The sequence below is a fragment of the Salinibacterium sp. SWN167 genome, from assembly GCF_015864665.1.
Classification (GTDB): domain Bacteria; phylum Actinomycetota; class Actinomycetes; order Actinomycetales; family Microbacteriaceae; genus Rhodoglobus.
Map to the genome: position 1 here is coordinate 838036 of NZ_JADYWU010000001.1, position 18270 is coordinate 856305.

The 18270-nt window shown below is 59.8% G+C and carries 17 protein-coding genes; 9 read left to right on the forward strand and 8 right to left on the reverse strand.

Features of this window, described 5'->3' with window-relative positions; genetic code table 11:
• Positions 1 to 91: 91 nt before the first annotated feature.
• On the forward strand, positions 92 to 370 hold the full coding sequence (locus tag I6E60_RS03985) for a DUF4190 domain-containing protein (RefSeq protein WP_197123166.1): 279 nt from the start codon (positions 92 to 94) through the stop codon (positions 368 to 370).
• A gap of 75 nt (positions 371 to 445) precedes the next feature.
• Positions 446 to 1417, forward strand: coding sequence for a DUF4190 domain-containing protein (locus I6E60_RS14345; protein WP_231601119.1), 972 nt, complete (start codon positions 446 to 448; stop codon positions 1415 to 1417).
• 53 nt (positions 1418 to 1470) lie between these two features.
• Here I6E60_RS14345 and I6E60_RS03995 read toward each other — a convergent pair whose 3' ends face one another.
• Positions 1471 to 2661: a class I SAM-dependent methyltransferase gene (locus I6E60_RS03995; RefSeq protein ID WP_197123168.1), complete on the reverse strand. Its 1191-nt coding sequence runs from the start codon at positions 2659 to 2661 to the stop codon at positions 1471 to 1473.
• Between the two features lie 124 nt (positions 2662 to 2785).
• Here I6E60_RS03995 and groES point away from each other — a divergent pair, with 124 nt between their 5' ends.
• The 5 genes from groES to I6E60_RS04020 all read left to right on the forward strand — a co-directional run bounded on the left by groES (position 2786) and on the right by I6E60_RS04020 (position 8340).
• Entirely contained in the window at positions 2786 to 3082 is a 297-nt protein-coding gene (gene groES / locus I6E60_RS04000) for a co-chaperone GroES (protein ID WP_197123170.1), read from the forward strand.
• A 138-nt stretch (positions 3083 to 3220) separates the two neighbouring features.
• Positions 3221 to 4165 (forward strand): EamA family transporter RarD, encoded by a 945-nt coding sequence (rarD, locus tag I6E60_RS04005; RefSeq protein ID WP_197155487.1) that lies wholly within the window; start codon positions 3221 to 3223, stop codon positions 4163 to 4165.
• 56 nt (positions 4166 to 4221) lie between these two features.
• Positions 4222 to 5508 (forward strand): ABC transporter substrate-binding protein, encoded by a 1287-nt coding sequence (locus I6E60_RS04010; RefSeq protein WP_197178982.1) that lies wholly within the window; start codon positions 4222 to 4224, stop codon positions 5506 to 5508.
• A gap of 130 nt (positions 5509 to 5638) precedes the next feature.
• The gene (locus tag I6E60_RS04015) at positions 5639 to 6898 is read left to right on the forward strand and encodes an ABC transporter substrate-binding protein (protein ID WP_197178983.1); all 1260 of its coding nucleotides are present in this window, start codon (positions 5639 to 5641) and stop codon (positions 6896 to 6898) included.
• 170 nt (positions 6899 to 7068) lie between these two features.
• The gene (locus I6E60_RS04020; protein ID WP_197123178.1) at positions 7069 to 8340 is read left to right on the forward strand and encodes an ABC transporter substrate-binding protein; all 1272 of its coding nucleotides are present in this window, start codon (positions 7069 to 7071) and stop codon (positions 8338 to 8340) included.
• A 457-nt stretch (positions 8341 to 8797) separates the two neighbouring features.
• On the opposite strand, the gene I6E60_RS04025 is transcribed toward I6E60_RS04020, so the two are convergent.
• From I6E60_RS04025 to I6E60_RS04040, 4 genes are read right to left on the reverse strand one after another with little or no spacing between them, the layout of a single operon-like run.
• Entirely contained in the window at positions 8798 to 9535 is a 738-nt protein-coding gene (locus I6E60_RS04025) for an ABC transporter ATP-binding protein (RefSeq protein ID WP_197123180.1), read from the reverse strand.
• Positions 9532 to 10476, reverse strand: a complete 945-nt coding sequence (locus I6E60_RS04030) for an ABC transporter ATP-binding protein (protein WP_374189214.1) — start codon at positions 10474 to 10476, stop codon at positions 9532 to 9534. The genes I6E60_RS04025 and I6E60_RS04030 overlap by 4 nt, the downstream gene beginning before the upstream one ends.
• A 19-nt stretch (positions 10477 to 10495) precedes the next feature.
• Positions 10496 to 11476: a branched-chain amino acid ABC transporter permease gene (locus I6E60_RS04035; protein WP_197123184.1), complete on the reverse strand. Its 981-nt coding sequence runs from the start codon at positions 11474 to 11476 to the stop codon at positions 10496 to 10498.
• A gap of 9 nt (positions 11477 to 11485) precedes the next feature.
• A complete protein-coding gene (locus I6E60_RS04040; protein WP_197123186.1) occupies positions 11486 to 12766 on the reverse strand; it encodes a branched-chain amino acid ABC transporter permease in 1281 nt (426 codons plus the stop codon).
• 280 nt (positions 12767 to 13046) lie between these two features.
• Here I6E60_RS04040 and guaB point away from each other — a divergent pair, with 280 nt between their 5' ends.
• The gene (guaB, locus tag I6E60_RS04045; protein WP_197123188.1) at positions 13047 to 14549 is read left to right on the forward strand and encodes an IMP dehydrogenase; all 1503 of its coding nucleotides are present in this window, start codon (positions 13047 to 13049) and stop codon (positions 14547 to 14549) included.
• A gap of 88 nt (positions 14550 to 14637) precedes the next feature.
• On the opposite strand, the gene I6E60_RS04050 is transcribed toward guaB, so the two are convergent.
• The 3 genes from I6E60_RS04050 to I6E60_RS04060 are packed head-to-tail and all read right to left on the reverse strand — an operon-like array spanning position 14638 to position 16995.
• Positions 14638 to 15456, reverse strand: a complete 819-nt coding sequence (locus tag I6E60_RS04050; RefSeq protein ID WP_197123190.1) for an ABC transporter permease subunit — start codon at positions 15454 to 15456, stop codon at positions 14638 to 14640.
• The gene (locus tag I6E60_RS04055; protein WP_197123192.1) at positions 15453 to 16367 is read right to left on the reverse strand and encodes an ABC transporter ATP-binding protein; all 915 of its coding nucleotides are present in this window, start codon (positions 16365 to 16367) and stop codon (positions 15453 to 15455) included. The genes I6E60_RS04050 and I6E60_RS04055 overlap by 4 nt, the downstream gene beginning before the upstream one ends.
• Positions 16351 to 16995: a TetR family transcriptional regulator gene (locus I6E60_RS04060; RefSeq protein ID WP_197178984.1), complete on the reverse strand. Its 645-nt coding sequence runs from the start codon at positions 16993 to 16995 to the stop codon at positions 16351 to 16353. Before I6E60_RS04060 ends, I6E60_RS04055 begins: the two co-directional genes overlap by 17 nt.
• A gap of 124 nt (positions 16996 to 17119) precedes the next feature.
• Between I6E60_RS04060 and I6E60_RS04065 the strand changes: the two genes are divergently transcribed.
• The gene (locus I6E60_RS04065) at positions 17120 to 18241 is read left to right on the forward strand and encodes a GuaB3 family IMP dehydrogenase-related protein (RefSeq protein WP_197178985.1); all 1122 of its coding nucleotides are present in this window, start codon (positions 17120 to 17122) and stop codon (positions 18239 to 18241) included.
• Positions 18242 to 18270 lie beyond the last annotated feature (29 nt).

Genomic DNA, 18270 nt, shown 5'->3' on the forward strand with positions numbered 1-18270 from the left:
TAAAATCTGGGTTACTCGCGTTGACAGGGTTCTTTCAGGCTGAGAATATAGGTGCGCCGCAATTGGCCCATGAACTAAGGAGCATTTCGCCATGTCAGAACCCACCCCCTACGCTGCAGCACCTGCAGGCGCAGCGCCCGCGAAGTGGAATGTTCTCTCGATCATCTCCCTCGTGACATCGGTCTTCGGTCTCAGCCTCGTCGGCATCATCCTCGGGCACATTAGCCTGAGCCAGATCAAGAAGACCGGTGAGCAGGGTAACGTTCTCGCCATCATCGGCCTCATCCTCGGATACCTCGGCTTCGTTGTCTTCCTCTTCCTCGCCATCGGCTTCGTCATCGCCCTCGGCGCCGCAGGAACTTCGTACTAAGCAGCAACGCACGAAAAGGGCCCGCACGCGAGTGCGGGCCCTTTTCTGTGGGGAGAGTCTTGCTAAAGTGTGCCCATGGCTACCAACAACTCAGACGACTCAATTCCGTCGATCTCAACGCCCGGCGCGTCCTCAACTTCTGACGAGACCCTGGCGAAAGCCACCCCCTCGGCCAAGAAGCCCGCAGCGAAGAAGTCGCCTGCCTCTAAGGCGACCGCTGCTAAGTCCACTGCTGCATCCAAATCGACTTCCGCGGCCAAGGTAACCGCCGCGCCTAAGGTCACTGCGGCGCCGAAGGTCAGCGCTGCTAAGAGCACGACTGCCAAGCCAGCAACGGCGAAAGCAACGGCGACAAAGGCGACCGCAGCAAAGTCGACAACGGCTAAAGCTGCAACCACCAAGGCTGCGGCGACCAAGGCTGCCGCTGCTCAGACAGCAGCGGTTAAGGCAGCCAACGCAAATGACTCAGCGACACCAGCCACACCATCTGCTGCAACGCCTGCCACCACTACTGCCACATCCGCGGCGGCAGTGACGGCTGGCAGCGCAGCAGCGAGCGTGCCGCCCGTCCCGCCAGCGCCGAAGCCCGCCGGGGCATCAACGGCTGCATCGAGTGCTCCCGTAGCTCCGGCTGTTCCTCCCGCAGCACCAGCCGCTTCTGCGGCGCCTACGGCTGGTGACCCTTACGCGGCTCCGAGTGGAACTCCGGTTCCCGGCTATGCAGACACGACTACTCCTGGGCAGGCTTCGTTCACCCCCGTTCCGGCTGGCCCCCCTCAGGGGCTTTCCATCGCCTCGATGGTCACCGGAATCGCTGGATTGTTGTTTTCCTTCATCTTCATGGGATTCTTGCCTGCGCTGGCCGCGGTTGTTCTCGGCCACCTTGCCCAGAAGAAGCAGAAGTATGCCCGCCCGTTCTGGCTCACCGGTCTCATCACGGGTTACGTTGGAATCGGCCTCAGCCTGATCGTCGGCATCTTTATTGCGATTGCCTTCTTGCTGCCGTTCATCTTCGTTGGTGGAAACGGCTATGGCTACGGCTACTAAGTCTTAACACGTGCCGATTTTCCCGCCTCACTAGTGAGGCGGGAATTTCAGTATTAGGCCGCAGTTGGTGTCACTCGTTGAGCAAGCAGTGCGCGGCGTTTGCCAGCAACGCGCGTCAGAATCAGTGTCGCGCTGTTTTCGCCCTTGAGCGAGAGTGACGTTCTAAAAGTCGCGGGGTCGATGTCGACCCCGCGCTTTTTGATTTCCAACGTGCCGATCTTTCGCGCCGCCAATTCTTTTTTGAGCGAACGCTTGTCGAGAGTGAAGTCCTCGACGATCTCGAAGCAGCTTGCGAACGGGCTCGCGACAGCAGCATCCGCACTGAAGTAAGCGATGGAGGTGTCGAGCATTCGCCCGTTCAGTTGTCGTGCAAGATCCCCGATGAGGCGGGCACGGATGACGGCGCCATCGGGTTCGTAGAGAAACTGTCCGAGTTCTCCAGCGGGTTCGTCTTCGCTGTCGGCGGCTGCCGTGAGTTCAGCAGTGCCATGGTCTCCGATCACGAGGGCTGCGCGCCGAATGCCGGGGCGGGCGACAGCCCCGAACCACAGTCCTAGCTCGACAACTTCGCGTCCAACAGAGATCCACTGGGCTTCGGCGGTGTCAGGGATGAGGTCGCGGTCAATTCCGGGGCCGAGTTTGATGCCCGTTGGATAGCGCTCAGCGAGACCGAACGCAAAGTCGAGGGAGGGCGTCCAGTCGGCGGGGTTAGTGAGACGCACCCGGGCGTCGCGGCGGGCGGGGTCGAGGTAGATACCGTCAATGCCAGCGAGGTCAGTAGTTTCGGCATCGCCGTGAACGACTTGGGCATTGCTCCACGGCGCGAGGTTGAAGCTGGCAATAGCGGCGGTGGTTTCGTCACGCTCAACGGCGGTGACGTTGATCTCGAGGGCGGCGATGGCGAGAGCATCCGCTCCAATGCCACAGCCGAGGTCGGCTACCCACTTCACTCCGGCCTTCGAGAACCGGCCGGCGTGCTGGGCAGCGACGGAAAGGCGAGTTGCTTGTTCGAGGCCGGCCTCGGTGAAGAGCATCCGGTCGGCAAACGGGCCAAACTTGCTGGCGGCTTTCGCGCGAAGTTTGGATTGGCTGAGCACGGCAGCAACCAAGCCGGGGGTGTGGCCGGCCTTGCGAAGCTCGGCGACGGTGCGCACGATTTCGTCACTCGAGTGCCAGGTCGGCAGCGAGTCCAAGAGGCGAAGGCCCTCGGCTGAAAGTAGCTCGCGCAATTCGCTCTGATTCATTCTCTAACCGTATCCGCATCCGTATTGGCACTCACGTTGATCGAGTGCCAACCAAGCCGTATAGTTGATCTGGCACTCCTGTACGGAGTGTGCCAGCCCAAGCACTTTTAGAAAGAGGTCAAACGTGTCGGTGTCCATTAAGCCGCTCGAGGATCGCATTGTTATCAAGCAGGTCGATGCAGAACAGACCACCGCGTCTGGGCTCGTCATTCCTGACACTGCGAAAGAGAAGCCCCAAGAGGGTGAAGTAGTCGCTGTAGGTCCCGGTCGTATCGACGACAACGGAAACCGCGTGCCGCTCGACATCGCAGTTGGTGACAAGGTCATCTACTCCAAGTACGGCGGAACCGAGGTGAAGTACGGCGGAGAAGACCTTCTCGTACTTTCGGCTCGCGACGTTCTCGCTGTCATCGTTCGCTAAGTAGTCTCTCGCTCACGCGATACTAACTTTCTCGTCTCCCGTTCGCGGTGAGGCGTCTCGAAAGCCCAGGGCCTCGGCTCTGGGCTTTCGCCGTTCCCGGTGGCATGTGCGGGCAGCATCCGACCCTAGGATTTAGTAGTGACCTCCACTTCTTCGGCGACTGATCGCGTCTCGCCCAGCGGCCTCGGCTTTGCTGTGTCTGCCTACGTTTTGTGGGGCGCGATGCCGATCGTGTTTTTCTCGCTCAAAGAGTCGGGTGCGATCGAGATTGTCGCGTGGAGAATCGTGTTGTCTCTGGTGTTTTGCGCGGCGCTTCTGGTGGTTACGCGGGGATACGCACGGGTCATGGCGATCGTCCGCGATCGTCGCACCTTCTGGATGTTGGGCTTGGGCGGCGCCTTTGTTGTCGTCAACTGGCTCATTTATGTTTACGCGAGCCTGAACGGCCACATCGTTGAGGCTGCTCTCGGGTATTTCACGAACCCGATCGTCACGGTGCTCCTCGGGGTGCTCGTTCTGCGCGAGCGCCTTCGCCCGCTGCAATGGGTCGCCCTGGCAATTAGTGCGCTCGCCGTTCTCGTCTTGGCCATCGGCTACGGCAGCTTTCCGTGGATCGCGTTGGGCCTCGCGTTCAGTTTTGGCCTTTACGGTCTCGTGAAGAAAAGCGTGGGGCCTAAGGCGGATGCCGTGGGCGGCCTCGCCGTCGAGACAGCATTTTTGACGCCGGTTGCGATTGTTGTTCTGCTCGTGCTTGCGGCCAACGGGCAGCTCGCAGCGGGCACGGCGGGACCGGGACACCTCACTTTGACGCTCTTTTTGGGTGCCATCACCGCGATCCCGTTGATTCTGTTTGCTGCTGCAGCGCGGCGATTGCCGCTCACCTATATGGGCTTGGCCCAGTACTTGGCACCAATCCTTCAACTCATTGTTGGTGTCTTTGTGTTCCACGAGGCGATGCCGCCGGAGCGCTGGTTGGGCTTCGCGATCGTCTGGATTGCGCTCGCTATTTTGACCTACGATCTCTTCCGCCACTCTTCGCGCACGCGGCTTGGTTCGGCGGCTGAAGCACCGGGCGCACCGTAGTATTCCGTTGAAGGTGCCTGATCGCCCGAGGTCAGCGCGCTGAGAGAGGTTAGGCAATGACGAGGATTCGAGCGACTCGACGTGTGGCTGTGGCGGTAACGATCGCGGTGGCTCTCGCTGCGTGCAGTACTCCTACACCGACCCCCGCTCCGATTGTGGCGTCGACGCCCACGGTCGTTCCCACTTCCGTAGCCACGCCGAGCGGTGATGGTGTTCTTCGTATCGGCACGATTTTTCCGACGAGTGGCACGTTTTCGTTTCTGGCTGCAGCGCAGAAAGCTGGTGTAGCCGCCGCGGTCAAGGAAATTAATGCTGCTGGCGGAGTGAACGGTGAGCCGGTCGAGATCGTCGCGGTCGATTCGGGCGAGGCTAAGAACACGAAGCTTGAGTCGAACTTCAAGACCTTGGTCTCTAAGGATGTCGATGTTGTGATCGGCCCGTCATCGTCGGTGCTGGCGCAGCGAGCAATCCCGTTGGCCATAGACGCGAAGATCCCGCTCATCTCGCCCGCCGCAACGCTGTCGAGTCTCGACGACGTTTTTGATGACGGCTACTTCTTCCGCACCATCCCGGCCTACGACCAGCAGGGCTATGCGCTCGCTGAAACTTTGGCTGGTGGCGACACAACGCAGAGAATCGCTTTTGTCTATGTCGACGATGAGGAGGGCGTAGCGCTGCACGACACGTTCGTCGAAGCGCTCGCCGAGTATGACACCGAACTCGTCGCGGATGAGGTCTTCACGAGTTCAACTACGAAGTTCGACACGATCACCGCCAGCGTGAAGAAGGCAGAACCCGACATCGTGGTGATCGGGTCGACCTATGAAGCTGAGAAGGCAACGAAGGCCGCCATCGAGAAGATCGTCGCGGCCGGATATAAGGGATCGGAGCTCTGGCTCACCTCGCTGAACACGGGCGACTATTCGCAAGCGTTCAAAAACGGCACGCTCAAGGGTATTCGGGGAGTTATTGAGGGAGCGCAGCCGTCAAAGACTTTTATCGCCACTCTTAAGGACACCAACTCGAAGCTGACGACTTACCGCTACGGGGCAGAAGCCTACGACGCCACGATGCTGGCGGCGCTCGCTGCAATCGTGGCGGGGGACGATGCAGGTGAGGCCATCGCCGGTTCGCTTTACGATGTCTCGAAAAGCGGTGTGAAGTGTCTGAGTTTTGAGGAATGCCTCGAAGTGCTCAAGACCACGAACGACATCGACTACGACGGTGTTTCTGGCCCTGTGAACTTCACTCCCGGTGGCAACGTAGAGCCCGCATTCTGGGGTTATTACACCTACGACGGTGAAAATAAGTTCGTCTATAAGAGTGGCTCAATCGTCGGCTAGTTCGAGTGCCGCCCGGATTGGGGGCGAGATTCTGACCCTAAATGGCCCGCGCTGAGTTCTCCTTTTCAGCATTGGCCAGTACCGTAACAATGCCGCTCTCTGTTGTGGGTGGTAGATAGGAGCGACTGTGATGACATCCATGCCCTATGGATCACGCGTGTCGCTGCGAGCCCGACGCGGGTTCACGGCAGTTGCAGGCGTGCTCGTTGCGGCCCTCATGCTGAGCGCATGCTCGGTTGAGGAGCCCGTTGAGGAGACCCTTACCCCCAAAGATTTGACTCTCACCGTCGGAGCCTTGGTGCCCGAGTCGGGAGCGCTCGACAAGTTCGGTCCGGCAGTGTCTGCTGCGATCGCATTGGCTGCTCAAGATGTGAATGACGCCAATGCCAAGCTCACGGTGAACGTGGAGTCGGCCGATTCCGGCGACTCCACGGGAACGACCGCCGAGGATGCCGTCACGGAGTTGCTCGCTGCTCGTGCAACGGTGATTATCGGCGGACTCTCCAACGGTATTTCCAAGAAAGTGATCGACACGATCACCGAAGCGGGCGTTGTCGAGATCTCGCCTGCGAACGATTCTCCTGACTTCTCTAACTACGGTGACAACAACCTGTACTGGCGCACCTCGCCGTCTTGTGCGCTCGAAGGCACCGCACTGGGCAATGAGATGGCAGAGCGTATTGGTGAGGGATCAATCGCGATCCTCTCCGAAGACACGCTGTGTGAACCGCTTCTTCCGCGTGCTCTCAGCGAAGCGTTCTTGCGCGGTGGAGGCGAATTGCTTTCTCAAGAGATGATCGATGAAAGCGCGACTGATCTCGATGAGAAGATCGAGCGAGCAATCGCTGCAGAGCCGGATGCCGTGGCGATCGTGGGCTCGAAGCGGGCCGAGAAGATTGCTAAGGCGTTCATCGCTGCCGGTTACTCAGGCGACCAACTCTTCTTCACCGGATTGTCGCTTGGCGAGCGTGACTCGGGATTTGCGGATGGCAGCCTCACGGGCTCGATCGTGACGCATCCCGGTCTTGATATCTCGACGATTTCGGGCTTCACGGATCGACTGTTGGAGATCAACCCCAGCCTCAAAGACTTTAGCTATGCCGCTGAGAGTTACGACGCCGTGATTCTTGCGAGCCTGGCCGCGTTGGCCTCGCAAAAGATTTCGGGCGAAGCGATCTCGAGCAAACTGCAAGAAGTCTCCGGCGGCAGCGGTGACGGCGAAGTCGCGACAACGTTTGCGGATGCGGCGAAGATTGTGCTCGATGGTCGCACCGTAGATTACGACGGTGTTTCAGGCCCGATAACCCTCAATGACAATGGTGATCCACAGGGCGCCATCATTGGGATTTACCAGTACGGTAGCGACAACGTGTACACCCGGATTAAGTAAGAAACACCCGTGTTTCCCAAAGTCTACGAATGGTAACGATTCCCAAGAGCGTTACAAGGCTGTAGTACAGACGTATTGTGCGGATGTGCCGGGTGGGCATAGCTTGACAGTGTGGTGACACGGTAGTGCCACATTTGATTCCTGAACACATTCGAAACGCAAGGAGCAACATGAGCGTATTCGCGAAGGCTACGGCCTCCCCATCACGGTCCAAGCGGACCCTGTTGAGCGGTCTCGCAATCGTCGGTGCAAGCGCACTGGTTTTGGCCGGCTGTGCAACTGACGGTGGAGAAACCTCCACTGGATCCGAGGGTGGCGAACTGTCCCTCAAGCTTGGAACGGCACTGCCCGTAACCGGTAACCTCGCATTCCTCGGCCCGCCCGAGATCGCGGGAACCGAGTATGCAGCGTCGCAGGTCAACGAAGCCGATGCTGGCATCCAGATCGACCTTATTCAGGGCGACTCCGGTGACACCGACAACAAGGCATACGAGACTGAAATCCCTCGCCTGCTCGGTGAAGACGTTTCCGCAATTCTTGGTGCAGCATCCTCGGGTGTTTCACTTCAGTTCATTGACCAGGTTGTTGGCGCTGGAGTAATCCAGTTCTCGCCGGCAAACACCTCGGCCGCATTCTCGACGTACGACGACAAGGGCTTGTACTTCCGTACCGCTCCTTCCGACGTACTTCAGGGTGAGGTTCTCGGTAACCTGATCGCTGCCGATGGTCACGAGACCCTTGGCATGATCGTTCTCAATGACTCCTACGGAACCGGTCTTGCCGGCTACACGCAGGAAGCATTCGAAGCCGCCGGTGGCGAGGTAGTTTCACAGCCCACCTACAACACCGGTGACACCACGTTCGATGCTCAGATCTCTGAAGTTCTTGCTTCTGACCCTGACGCCATCGCACTGATCACGTTCGAAGAAGTTTCGACCATGCTTCCGAGCATCGTCAGCAGCTTCCCGGCCGAGAACCTCTACTTCGTAGACGGTAACCTCGCCAACTTCGGTGACGAGTTTGCTGCTGGAACCCTCGAGGGCGCCAAGGGAACTCTTCCCGGCCTGAGCGTCGACACGATTGCTGACTTCACGTCGGCCGTCAACGACTTCTGGGTCGAATCCGGACAGCCTGAGCTCGAAGAGTTCAGCTATGCAGCAGAGTCCTACGACTCGGTAATCCTTCTTGCTCTCGCATCGCTCGCAGCCGGTTCCACCGACTCCGCAGCAATCGCTGAGAAGCTTCAGGAAGTATCGGGTGGTTCGGGCAACGGCGAGAAGTGCACCACTTTCGCTGACTGTGCAGAAATCATCAACGGTGGCGGCGTAGCTGACTACGACGGCATCTCTGGTCCGATCACCTTCGATGAGCTCGGTGACCCCACCGAAGCTCAGGTTGGTATCTACCAGTACGGTGAAGACAACACCTACAGCGCTTACTAAGCCTCACTGAGACTTAGCTTTCGCTAAGAGAAGGCCTCAACCCTCACGGGTTGGGGCCTTTTTGCGTGCGGGGGACTGCGGTGGCGCGTAATGGGTTTTCGCTGTGGACCGGGTGTGCCCTTCTGAAGCGTGTTCACGAAGTCGGGTGCAGCGTTGCCCCACGGATGCGTCGTTGAGCCGTGGGGCGGTGCTGAAAGCGTTTCACGGCCATCACTGCACTCGAGTCAAACGTGAAACTGCATCAGGTCGCCCTGTAAGCGCCTTACTTCGTCCCGGCGCATTCGTGGATGGTTCGGTACGAAACGACCGCTCAGGACGTCTCTGAGCGCTGCGGGCGCTGTGGTGGGGGAGCAGGACGCCGCTGTGTGGCCCCGATTGAGCCCCACGGCCGCTCCCGGAGCACCAAAAAGGCCCCACCCGGACGAATCCGGATGGGGCCTTGTGAGAAGCGTATTGGCTAGGTGCCGAGGGTTCCAAGGTAGAGCCCGATGACCTTGGGGTCATTAAGGAGCTCACGTCCGGTGCCTTCGTACGCATCGTGACCCTGGTCGAGAACGTAACCGCGGTCACAGATCTGCAGACAACGACGTGCATTCTGCTCCACCATGATCGTGGTCACGCCGGCCTTGTTGATCTCCGAGACGCGGATGAACGCCTCATCCTGCTTCACCGGTGAGAGTCCAGCAGACGGCTCGTCGAGAAGGAGAACGTGCGGATCCATCATGAGTGCGCGAGACATGGCGACCATTTGGCGTTCTCCACCCGAGAGTGAACCCGCGCGCTGCTTGAGGCGCGACTTCAACTCGGCGAAAATGCCAGTCACAAATTCGAGACGCTCATCGTAGATCTTGGGGTTTTGGTACAGCCCCATCTGAAGGTTCTCTTCGATCGTCAGGCTCGGGAACACGTTGTTGTTTTGCGGAACAAAACCGACTCCACGGGCGACAAGCTTGTTGGCTTTGAGGCCGGTGATGTCATCGCCGTTGAGGCTAATCGATCCGCCGCGCACCTGCACCTGACCGAAAATGGCCTTCAGTAGGGTCGACTTGCCGGCACCATTCGGACCAATAATTCCGATCAGTTCACCCGGGTTAGCGACCAAATTGCAGTCGTTGAGGATGTCGACGCCGGGCAGGTACCCTGCGGTCAGGCCCTTGACGTGGACAACCGCATTCTCGGTAGGGATTGCGTTCACTTGCCGGTCTCCTTGCGGTTAGCGATGTTTTCGTCGAGGTGTTTGACCTCCGCGGCAAGTTCGATCGCTTCAGTGTTGAGTTCGCCTTCGATGCGGCCCGTAACGATTCCCAGGTCGACATCTTGATGCGAACCGAGGTATGCATCGATGACGGCTTGGTTCTTCATGACCTCATCCGGGGGACCTTCAGCAACGACCTGACCTTCAGCCATCACGATTACCCAGTCGGCGATGTGACGCACCATGTGCATGTCGTGCTCCACGAAGAGCACGGTCATGCCCTCTTCCTTCAGGTCGAGGATGTGGTCGAGCAGCGACTGAGTCAACGCGGGGTTGACACCGGCCATGGGCTCATCCAGCATCACCAGCGTCGGCTGGCTCATGAGGGCGCGAGCCATCTCGAGCAGCTTGCGCTGTCCACCGGAAAGGCTGGCGGCGAAGTCAGAGGACTTGGTGTCGAGCTTGAACTTCTTGAGCAGAACGATTGCGCGCTCTTCGATCTCGGCTTCTTGCTTGCGCCAGAGGCTGGGGATCATGGCGCGGAAAATGTTCTCCCCGATCTGATCCTTGGCACCGAGTTTCATGTTCTCAAGAACCGTCAAGAGCCCGAGGGCCTTCGTCAGCTGGAACGTGCGCACCTGGCCGAGGCCGGCCACTTTGTGCGCGCCCATTCCGGCGAGCGGGTGCCCATCGAAAGTCCACTTGCCTTCATCAGGCTTGTCGAAGCCGGTCAGAAGGTTGAACAGCGTCGTCTTACCGGCACCGTTCGGGCCAATCAATGCGGTAATCGCATTGCGGGGGATCTCGACGTGGTCGACGTTCACCGCAGTGAGGCCACCGAATGTTCGACGAATTCCGTCAGCGATGATGATCGGGTCAACCTTGGCAACACCAGGAACGATGTCGCCCTTGTGGAGTCCGGTTGTCTTTGCTCGCTGCACCGGCGCAGCCGATGCGTCATTACTTGACAAAGGTCAGCTCCTTCTTGTTGCCGAGGATGCCCTGCGGTCGATAGATCACGAGCAACATCAGTGCCACACCCACAAGGATGAAACGCACCGTCTGCGACTGCGTCGTGGTCATGAACGGCAAGAGGCCGACGTTGACCATGGCGGGAAGCAGGTTGCTCAGGAGGGTTTGCACACCCCAGAAGATCACCGAACCGATAATCGGTCCGAAGATCGTTGCAGCTCCACCGAGCAGCAACGCGGTATAGACGAAGAACGTGAGCGACGTGACGTACACACCGGGGTTCACCGAGGCCGGGAGGGCGTAAATGATTCCACCCATGGCGCCGAAGACACCACCGAGCATGAGCGACTGCAACTTGTAGGAGAACACGTTCTTGCCGAGGGCGCGCACGGCATCCTCGTCTTCACGGATTCCCTTGATCACTCGGCCCCACGGGCTGCGCATGACAGCCCAGAGGATGAAGGCAGCAAGTGCCAGAATTGTGATTCCGAAGATACGAACCCACCAACCGTTGGCGTTGTACTCCCACGGGCCGAAGCCGTAGGTGCCATCGGGAATCGGGTTGAACGCACGGAAGCTCTCGTGGTATCCGCTCAGTCCATCGGCAGAACCGGTGTACTTGTCGAATGTCGTGGTCAGGAACAGCAGACGCACAACCTCGGCGGCCGCAATGGTCACGATGGCGAGATAGTCACCGCGCAGTCGCAGGGTAGGGATACCGAGGATCAGGGCGAAGACAAGCGAGCCACCGACACCGACGAGCATGCCGCCCCACCACGGAAAACCGAAGGTGAGGATCGAGATTGCGTAGCCATAGGCGCCGATCGCCATGAAGGCGGCCATACCCATGTTGAGCAAACCGGTGAATCCGAAGTGCATGGCGAGACCGAGCGCCGCAAGGGCATACCCGATCGTTGCCGGTGCAATCAGTGATGACCCGGTGTTGGAGAGAATTTGCAGAATATCCATGAGCGGCCCCTAACCTATTCTCTCTTTGCGACCCAAGATGCCTTGTGGTCTGAACAACAAGACGATGATGAGCACGCCGAGCGCACCCACGTACTTCAGGTCTGATGGGATGAAGAGGCTAGACGTCTCAACAAGAACGCCGACGATGATCGAGCCGACGAGCGCACCGAATGCTGTTCCGAGTCCACCCAGGGTGACTGCGGCAAACACGAGCAGCAAGATCTGCGCTCCCATGTCCCAACGGATGCCCGGGCGGAAGTAGGCCCAGAGAACACCGGCAAGACCGGCCATGGCGGCAGCGAGGATCCAAACCACACGGACGACTTGGTCGACGTCGATTCCCGATGCCGCTGCCAGAGACGGGTTGTCAGAGACGGCGCGAGTTGCCTTACCGATCTTGGTCTTGACGAGCCACCACGCGAAGATCACGATCACGACGATGCTGATGACCATGCTGATCATGTTGGTTTGGCTGAGCGATACCGATCCGAAGAGCGGGATATCGGGGGAGTCGGAGCCGGGTAGTTGCTCGGTTCCTCCTCCACGGAAGTACTGGAACGTATAGCGAAGTGCCAGCGACAGACCGATTGACACGATCATGAGCTGAACGATACCGACGCCCTTCTTGCGCAGCGGTTTCCAGAGCGCGGCATCGAGTGACCACCCGAAGCCGGCACTGAGGAGTACGGCGAGCGGTATCGCAATCCAGACAGGCCAACCGAGGTCGACCGACACAATGAGCGCCATCACCGCACCGAAGGTCACCATTTCTGCGTGCGCAAAGTTGGAGAGCCCGGTGGTTCCGTAAACGAGCGAGATGCCGATGGCAGCGAGGCCGAGCATCAGTCCGAAGTTCACGCCATTGACGATTCGTTCAACGAATTGATCGAAGAAGCTCGTGACGTTGCGTTCACCGCGGCCGATAAAGAAGTTCATGACGGTCGAGCCACTCGGGCCGATCATCGCCTCTTTAACGTTAGGGGTGTCGTCGTCGCCGACCTCGTCGATTACCGCAATGCCCTCGGGCAGCGTTTCTTCGTTGAGGGTGACAGTGAATTCGTCACCGTCGGGAACTCCGACTTTCCAACGACCATCAGCATCCGTGGCTACTTCAACCTCGTAGCCGCCGCCAGAGATGGTGAGAAGTACACCCTCTAGTGCCACGCTTTCGAGCTTGACGTTACCGATGATGCTGTTGTCGTATTCGTCGACGTTTACCTCGTCGGCCATTGCAGGCATGGCCATCAGAGAGAAGGCGGCAGAAAGTGCGACGATGAGTGCTACAAGCACTCCTCGTCTATTTTTCCGTCGCGTGCGGCGATAATCCGCTGTGTTCACAGGACCTCCAGGAAGGGACCCAGCCGGACTCAAGAATCCCGCGGGTTCTGATGTGCCGACGGCAATGACGGCACCGGCCGATTGCGGTCCGACATACAAATGCTTGTCGGGTACAAAGCGGTGAAGCCATTATGCGGGGGAATGTTCTGGCACGAAACCCGTTAATATTGATTGGCCGGAGATTTAACACAAGATCACCGGTTTCGCGCTCCTGCCGTAAGGAAGATTTAACATGGAACAACCAGACCCCTTCGGCTTCGTCGGCCTCACCTATGACGACGTAATGCTTTTGCCCGGTCACACCGACGTAATTCCAAGCGATGCTGACACCAGTTCACGTCTTACCCGCAGAATCCGCGTATCTTCGCCGCTTATCTCGTCGGCCATGGACACGGTCACCGAGGCCCGAATGGCGATTGCCATGGCCCGCAACGGTGGTCTGGGAGTGCTTCACCGCAACCTTTCCATCGACGATCAAGCGGCTTATGTCGACAAGGTCAAGCGCAGCGAATCGGGAATGATTACCAATCCGGTAACAACTACGCAACAGGCCACTGTTGCGGAAGTTGACGCGTTGTGCGGTCAGTTCCGTGTGTCGGGTTTGCCCGTTATTGAAGAAGACGGAACGCTCGTCGGAATCATCACGAACCGTGACATGCGATTCATCGAGCCAGCGGACATGGATTCCGTGCTCGTGCGCGACGTCATGACAACATTGCCGCTCGTTACAGCTCCGGTCGGGATCGACCGCGACGGCGCCATCGCGATCTTGAACAAGCACAAAATCGAGAAGCTGCCCCTCGTTGATGACGCGGGCAAGCTCAGCGGACTCATCACGGTCAAAGACTTCGAAAAGACCGACCAGTACCCCAACGCCACCAAAGACGAAGAAGGCCGACTGCGCGTAGGAGCGGCAATCGGTTTCTTCGGCGACGCATGGGAGCGCGCCGAGCGTTTGCGCGATGCTGGCGTCGACCTCATCGTTGTCGACACCGCCAACGGCGAATCCGCTGGCGTCATCGACATCGTGCGTCGCCTCAAGGCTGATTCCTCGTTCGACGCCATCGACATCATCGGCGGCAACGTCGCTACTCGCGCGGGAGCTCAAGCTCTCATTGACGCAGGGGTGGATGCGGTCAAGGTCGGCGTTGGCCCCGGCTCCATTTGTACGACCCGCGTCGTTGCTGGCGTCGGTGTGCCCCAGGTTACCGCCGTCTACGAAGCGTCACTCGCCGCTCGTGAGGCCGGCATTCCGGTGATCGCTGACGGTGGACTCCAGTACTCGGGCGACATCGCCAAGGCGCTCGTTGCTGGTGCTGAGACTGTCATGCTTGGTTCGCTGCTCGCCGGAACCGACGAAAGCCCCGGCGACCTCATCTTCCTCAACGGCAAACAGTTCAAGAGCTACCGCGGCATGGGTTCGCTCGGCGCGATGCAGACGCGCGGCAAGAAGACGTCATACTCGCGCGACCGCTACTTCCAGGCGGATGTCCCGTCGGACGACCAACTGATCCCCGAGGGTATCGAGGGCCAGGTTCCCTATCGCGGTCCCGTCTCAACGGTGATGTACCAGTTGCTCGGTGGCCTGCGCCAGTCGATGTTTTACACGGGAGCTCGCACCATTGAGGAGCTCCAGCAGAAGGGCAAGTTTGTGCGGATCACCGCCGCAGGCTTGAAGGAATCGCACCCCCACGACATCCAGATGGTCGTTGAGGCACCGAACTACCGCCGCTAGAAACTACGCGACCGAAACACACTGAAGGCCTGCTGGAGCGATTGCTTCCAGCAGGCCTTTCGCGTTGGGGAGGGCGAGACCTGCCCGGCTAGGCGGACACGTCGCGGCGGTTGAAGACGAACCCACCGAGAACGAGCATGACGGCAGAAATTCCGAAGATGAGCCCGAGGGCACCCCAGTCGGCTCCCTCGCTCAGCGGAGAGTTGCCGAACGCCCAGTAGTAGGGCGAGAGGTTGTGCAGCCATTCGACACCGGCGCTTTGGTTGCCAAGCGAGTTGAGGATGTACCCGAGCAGGGAGATTCCTGCGGCGGCAGCAGAGGCAAAACTGCGACGACCGGTGATGGCGCCGACAGCGAGACCAAAGCTGGCCGCGAGCACTCCCACACCGAACAGCGCCGCACATCCGCCGATCACATGGGCAGGCTCAAGGTCGATCCCCGAGGAATCGTTGAGCGCGAGAATCAGCAGCGCCGAAACGATGCTCAACCACAGCAGGCGCAGGATTACTCCGAGGCTACGCTCGACCATAATCTGCACGCGGGAAACCCCATGGGCGAGAGTGAGTTCGAGCGAACCCGACTCCTCATCGCCCGCGATCGCCGCCGAGCTCCACAGGGTGGCGGCAATCGTGAAGAGCACGAACCCGATGAGGCCAAGGTACGTCGCCTGCACGTAGCCGGCGCCGCTGGCGAGGTCTTGGAAACCAAGAGTGCTCGCGAGTCCATCCGGCAGCGAGGCAATGATGTCTTCGAAGCCCGCGTTGTCTCCCGAGAACGAGGAATACAGCGGCACATAGAGAAAAATCGCTCCCGTGACGCCGGCCGTCCAGCCGAGTAGGCCTCGCCATGAGTCGGCAAGGTTGCGCCGAGTGAGGGGCAGAAAGCGCCCGGTCATGCTCTGACTCATTTGTTTGCCTCATTCGAGTAGAGGTCGATAACCGACGATTCGAGATCTTGCTCTTCCACCCGCAGATCTACCACGTGGAAGGGGGCGATCGCCTTGACGAGGGCGTCGATGTGTCCCTCGACCGTGCCGGTGACCTGAATCACCTCGCCATCAGCGACGGTGAGGTTAGCCAGTTGCGGCAGGGCAAGCAGGGCAGTGCGGATGTCGTCGGCTGCGGCATCCGTGAAGTCAATGACAACGCGGCGGATGGCGCTCGCGCGCAGGCTGGCGACGTCGCCCACTTTCACCACGGTGCCGTTGCGGAGTACCGCAACCTGATCGGCAGCGTTCTGGATCTCGCTCAAGACGTGAGAGCTGAGGAACACTGTCTGACCATTGTGTTGAGCTTCGCGCACCATCGAGAGGAACTCTTGCTGCACAAGAGGATCGAGACCACTCGTCGGTTCGTCGAGCACCAGCAGTTTCGGCTCATGCATGAACGCCTGCACGAGGCCGAGTTTTTGTTTGTTGCCTTTGGAGAGGGTACGCACGTGGCGGGTGAGGTCGAGCCCCAACCGCTCAGCGAGCGAATCGATGCGGCCGGGCGCTACAGGGCCGCTGATTTCGGCGTAGTGCTTGAGCAGCGAGCGGCCAGTGACGCGGCCCTCGAGGAGTAGTTCGCCCGGCAGGAATCCGATGTCACGGCGCAGTGCAGCACCGCCGGTGATGGGGGACTGCCCGAGCACGGTGGCACTGCCCGAGGTGGGGCGAATGATGTCGAGCAGTAGCCGCATCGCGGTCGTCTTGCCGGCACCGTTAGGGCCGATCATGCCGAATACGCTGCCGGTTTCCACGGCGAGATCCAAGCCGTCGAGGGCAGTGTTTTTGCCGTAACGCTTGGTCAGCGCCTGAGTTTCAATGGCGTAAGTCATGGGTGGGGCCGGAGCCTGGTCCTTCCTGGGAGGGAATCGTTGAGGGGGTGTAGATGCCGTGGGTATAGAGCTCGAGGGCGGCATTGCCCATGCGGCTGAGGCTGTCGAGGCTGAGTTGGCTGCTACCGAGACTGCGGGCGATGTGGCTTTGCAGAGTGAGGGTCGACAGGCTGTGGGTAACGAGGAGCACGGCGCGCGCGTGCTCGTCGGCGCTGGGCGTGATGGCTCCGCTCGCCACTCCGTCAGCGAGCATGGTGTGGGACATGGCGACGAGGCGGTCGAACAGGTCTGCCCCGGCAACTGAGTCGTCGGTGAAGAGGCGGCCCAGGTAGATAAGCCAGGGCTCGAAGGTGGGCAGATCGGCGTACCACTCGCTCACTGCCGCGCTCACGTCGCCTTCGCCCATCCCGACTTTGCGGTGGGTGACCTCGGTGATGATGAAATCGTCACACGCGACCTTGAGCTTGCGCATGCTTCCAAAGTGGTGGATGACAAGGCCAGCACTCACTCCGGCTTCGGTCGCGACACCACGGGCGCTCGTCGCGGCAAACCCGTTCTGTCCGATGAGCCGGATTGCGGCGTCGCGGATGCGAGCCTTCGTGGTGGAATCATCCGATCTTGAACGCATGTTTAACAAACTAAACGCTTGTTCAATTGTTGTCAATCGTGCGTGTCCCACGCGCTCTTCCACTAAATGGGCGGCTCCCCGCAGCAGCGGTGTCTCACAATCGCTGGCCGGGTAGTCTTGACGGGTGAATGATTTCGAGATTGGCCGCGCCAAGCGCGCTCGCCGCGTCTACTCCTTTGATGACATCGCTATCGTGCCGTCGCGCCGCACGCGTGACCCTCGTGATGTGTCGGTGAGCTGGACGATTGACGCCTACACGTTCGACATCCCCGTGATCGCAGCCCCCATGGACTCCGTGGTGTCGCCGGCGACCGCGATCGCCATGGGAAAGCTCGGCGGCCTCGGTGTTCTCGACCTCGAAGGTCTCTGGACTCGCTACGAAAACCCCGAACCCGTTCTCGAAGAAATTCGTTCGCTGCCCGCCGACCAGGCGACCGCGCGCATGCAACAGCTGTACGCCGAGCCGATCAAGCCCGAGCTCGTCACGCAGCGTCTCGCGGAAATCCGGGAAGCCGGAGTGCCCGTTGCCGGCGCCCTGAGCCCGCAGCGCACTCAAGAGCTGTATCAAACTGTGGTTGATGCCGGAGTCGACCTGTTCGTTATCCGCGGCACAACCGTGAGTGCCGAGCACGTCTCCAAGACGACTGAGCCGCTCAACCTCAAGGAGTTCATTTATGAACTCGACGTTCCCGTGATCGTGGGAGGCGCCGCAACCTACACCGCGGCTCTGCACCTCATGCGCACCGGCGCCGCTGGCGTACTCGTGGGATTCGGCGGCGGAGCCTCCAGCACCACGCGCACTGCCCTCGGCATCCACGCTCCCATGGCAACCGCTGTTGCCGATGTTGCCGGCGCTCGCCGTGACTACATGGACGAGTCGGGCGGCCGCTATGTGCACGTGATCGCCGATGGTGGTCTGGGTACCAGTGGCGACATCGTCAAAGCAATTTCTGTTGGTGCGGATGCGGTCATGCTCGGCAGTGCTCTCGCTCGCGCCACCGAAGCGCCTGGTGGCGGTTACCACTGGGGTCAAGAAGCGCACCACTCTGAACTTCCTCGCGGAAACCGTGTCGAAGTTGGGCAGCTTGCTCCTCTCGCAGAAATCCTCAACGGCCCCTCGTCACACCCGAACGGTCAGTCGAACCTCATCGGTGCGCTGCGTCGCTCGATGGCCACCACCGGCTACTCCGACCTCAAGGAATTCCAACGGGTCGATGTTGTTGTTGCTCCGTACAATCCGCTGTAGCTAAACCCACGTTCACGTCATCTGGCGCT

Excerpts from the sequence above, each read along its gene's own strand:
- I6E60_RS03985 (WP_197123166.1), top strand. The coding sequence starts at position 92 with ATGTCAGAACCCACCCCCTACGCTGCAGCACCTGCAGGCGCAGCGCCC.
- I6E60_RS04060 (WP_197178984.1), bottom strand. The coding sequence starts at position 16,995 with ATGCGTTCAAGATCGGATGATTCCACCACGAAGGCTCGCATCCGCGAC.
- I6E60_RS04035 (WP_197123184.1), bottom strand. The coding sequence starts at position 11,476 with ATGGATATTCTGCAAATTCTCTCCAACACCGGGTCATCACTGATTGCA.
- I6E60_RS04050 (WP_197123190.1), bottom strand. The coding sequence starts at position 15,456 with ATGAGTCAGAGCATGACCGGGCGCTTTCTGCCCCTCACTCGGCGCAAC.
- I6E60_RS14345 (WP_231601119.1), top strand. The coding sequence starts at position 446 with ATGGCTACCAACAACTCAGACGACTCAATTCCGTCGATCTCAACGCCC.
- I6E60_RS04020 (WP_197123178.1), top strand. The coding sequence starts at position 7,069 with ATGAGCGTATTCGCGAAGGCTACGGCCTCCCCATCACGGTCCAAGCGG.
- I6E60_RS04010 (WP_197178982.1), top strand. The coding sequence starts at position 4,222 with ATGACGAGGATTCGAGCGACTCGACGTGTGGCTGTGGCGGTAACGATC.
- I6E60_RS04015 (WP_197178983.1), top strand. The coding sequence starts at position 5,639 with ATGACATCCATGCCCTATGGATCACGCGTGTCGCTGCGAGCCCGACGC.
- I6E60_RS04055 (WP_197123192.1), bottom strand. The coding sequence starts at position 16,367 with ATGACTTACGCCATTGAAACTCAGGCGCTGACCAAGCGTTACGGCAAA.
- guaB (WP_197123188.1), top strand. The coding sequence starts at position 13,047 with ATGGAACAACCAGACCCCTTCGGCTTCGTCGGCCTCACCTATGACGAC.
- I6E60_RS03995 (WP_197123168.1), bottom strand. The coding sequence starts at position 2,661 with ATGAATCAGAGCGAATTGCGCGAGCTACTTTCAGCCGAGGGCCTTCGC.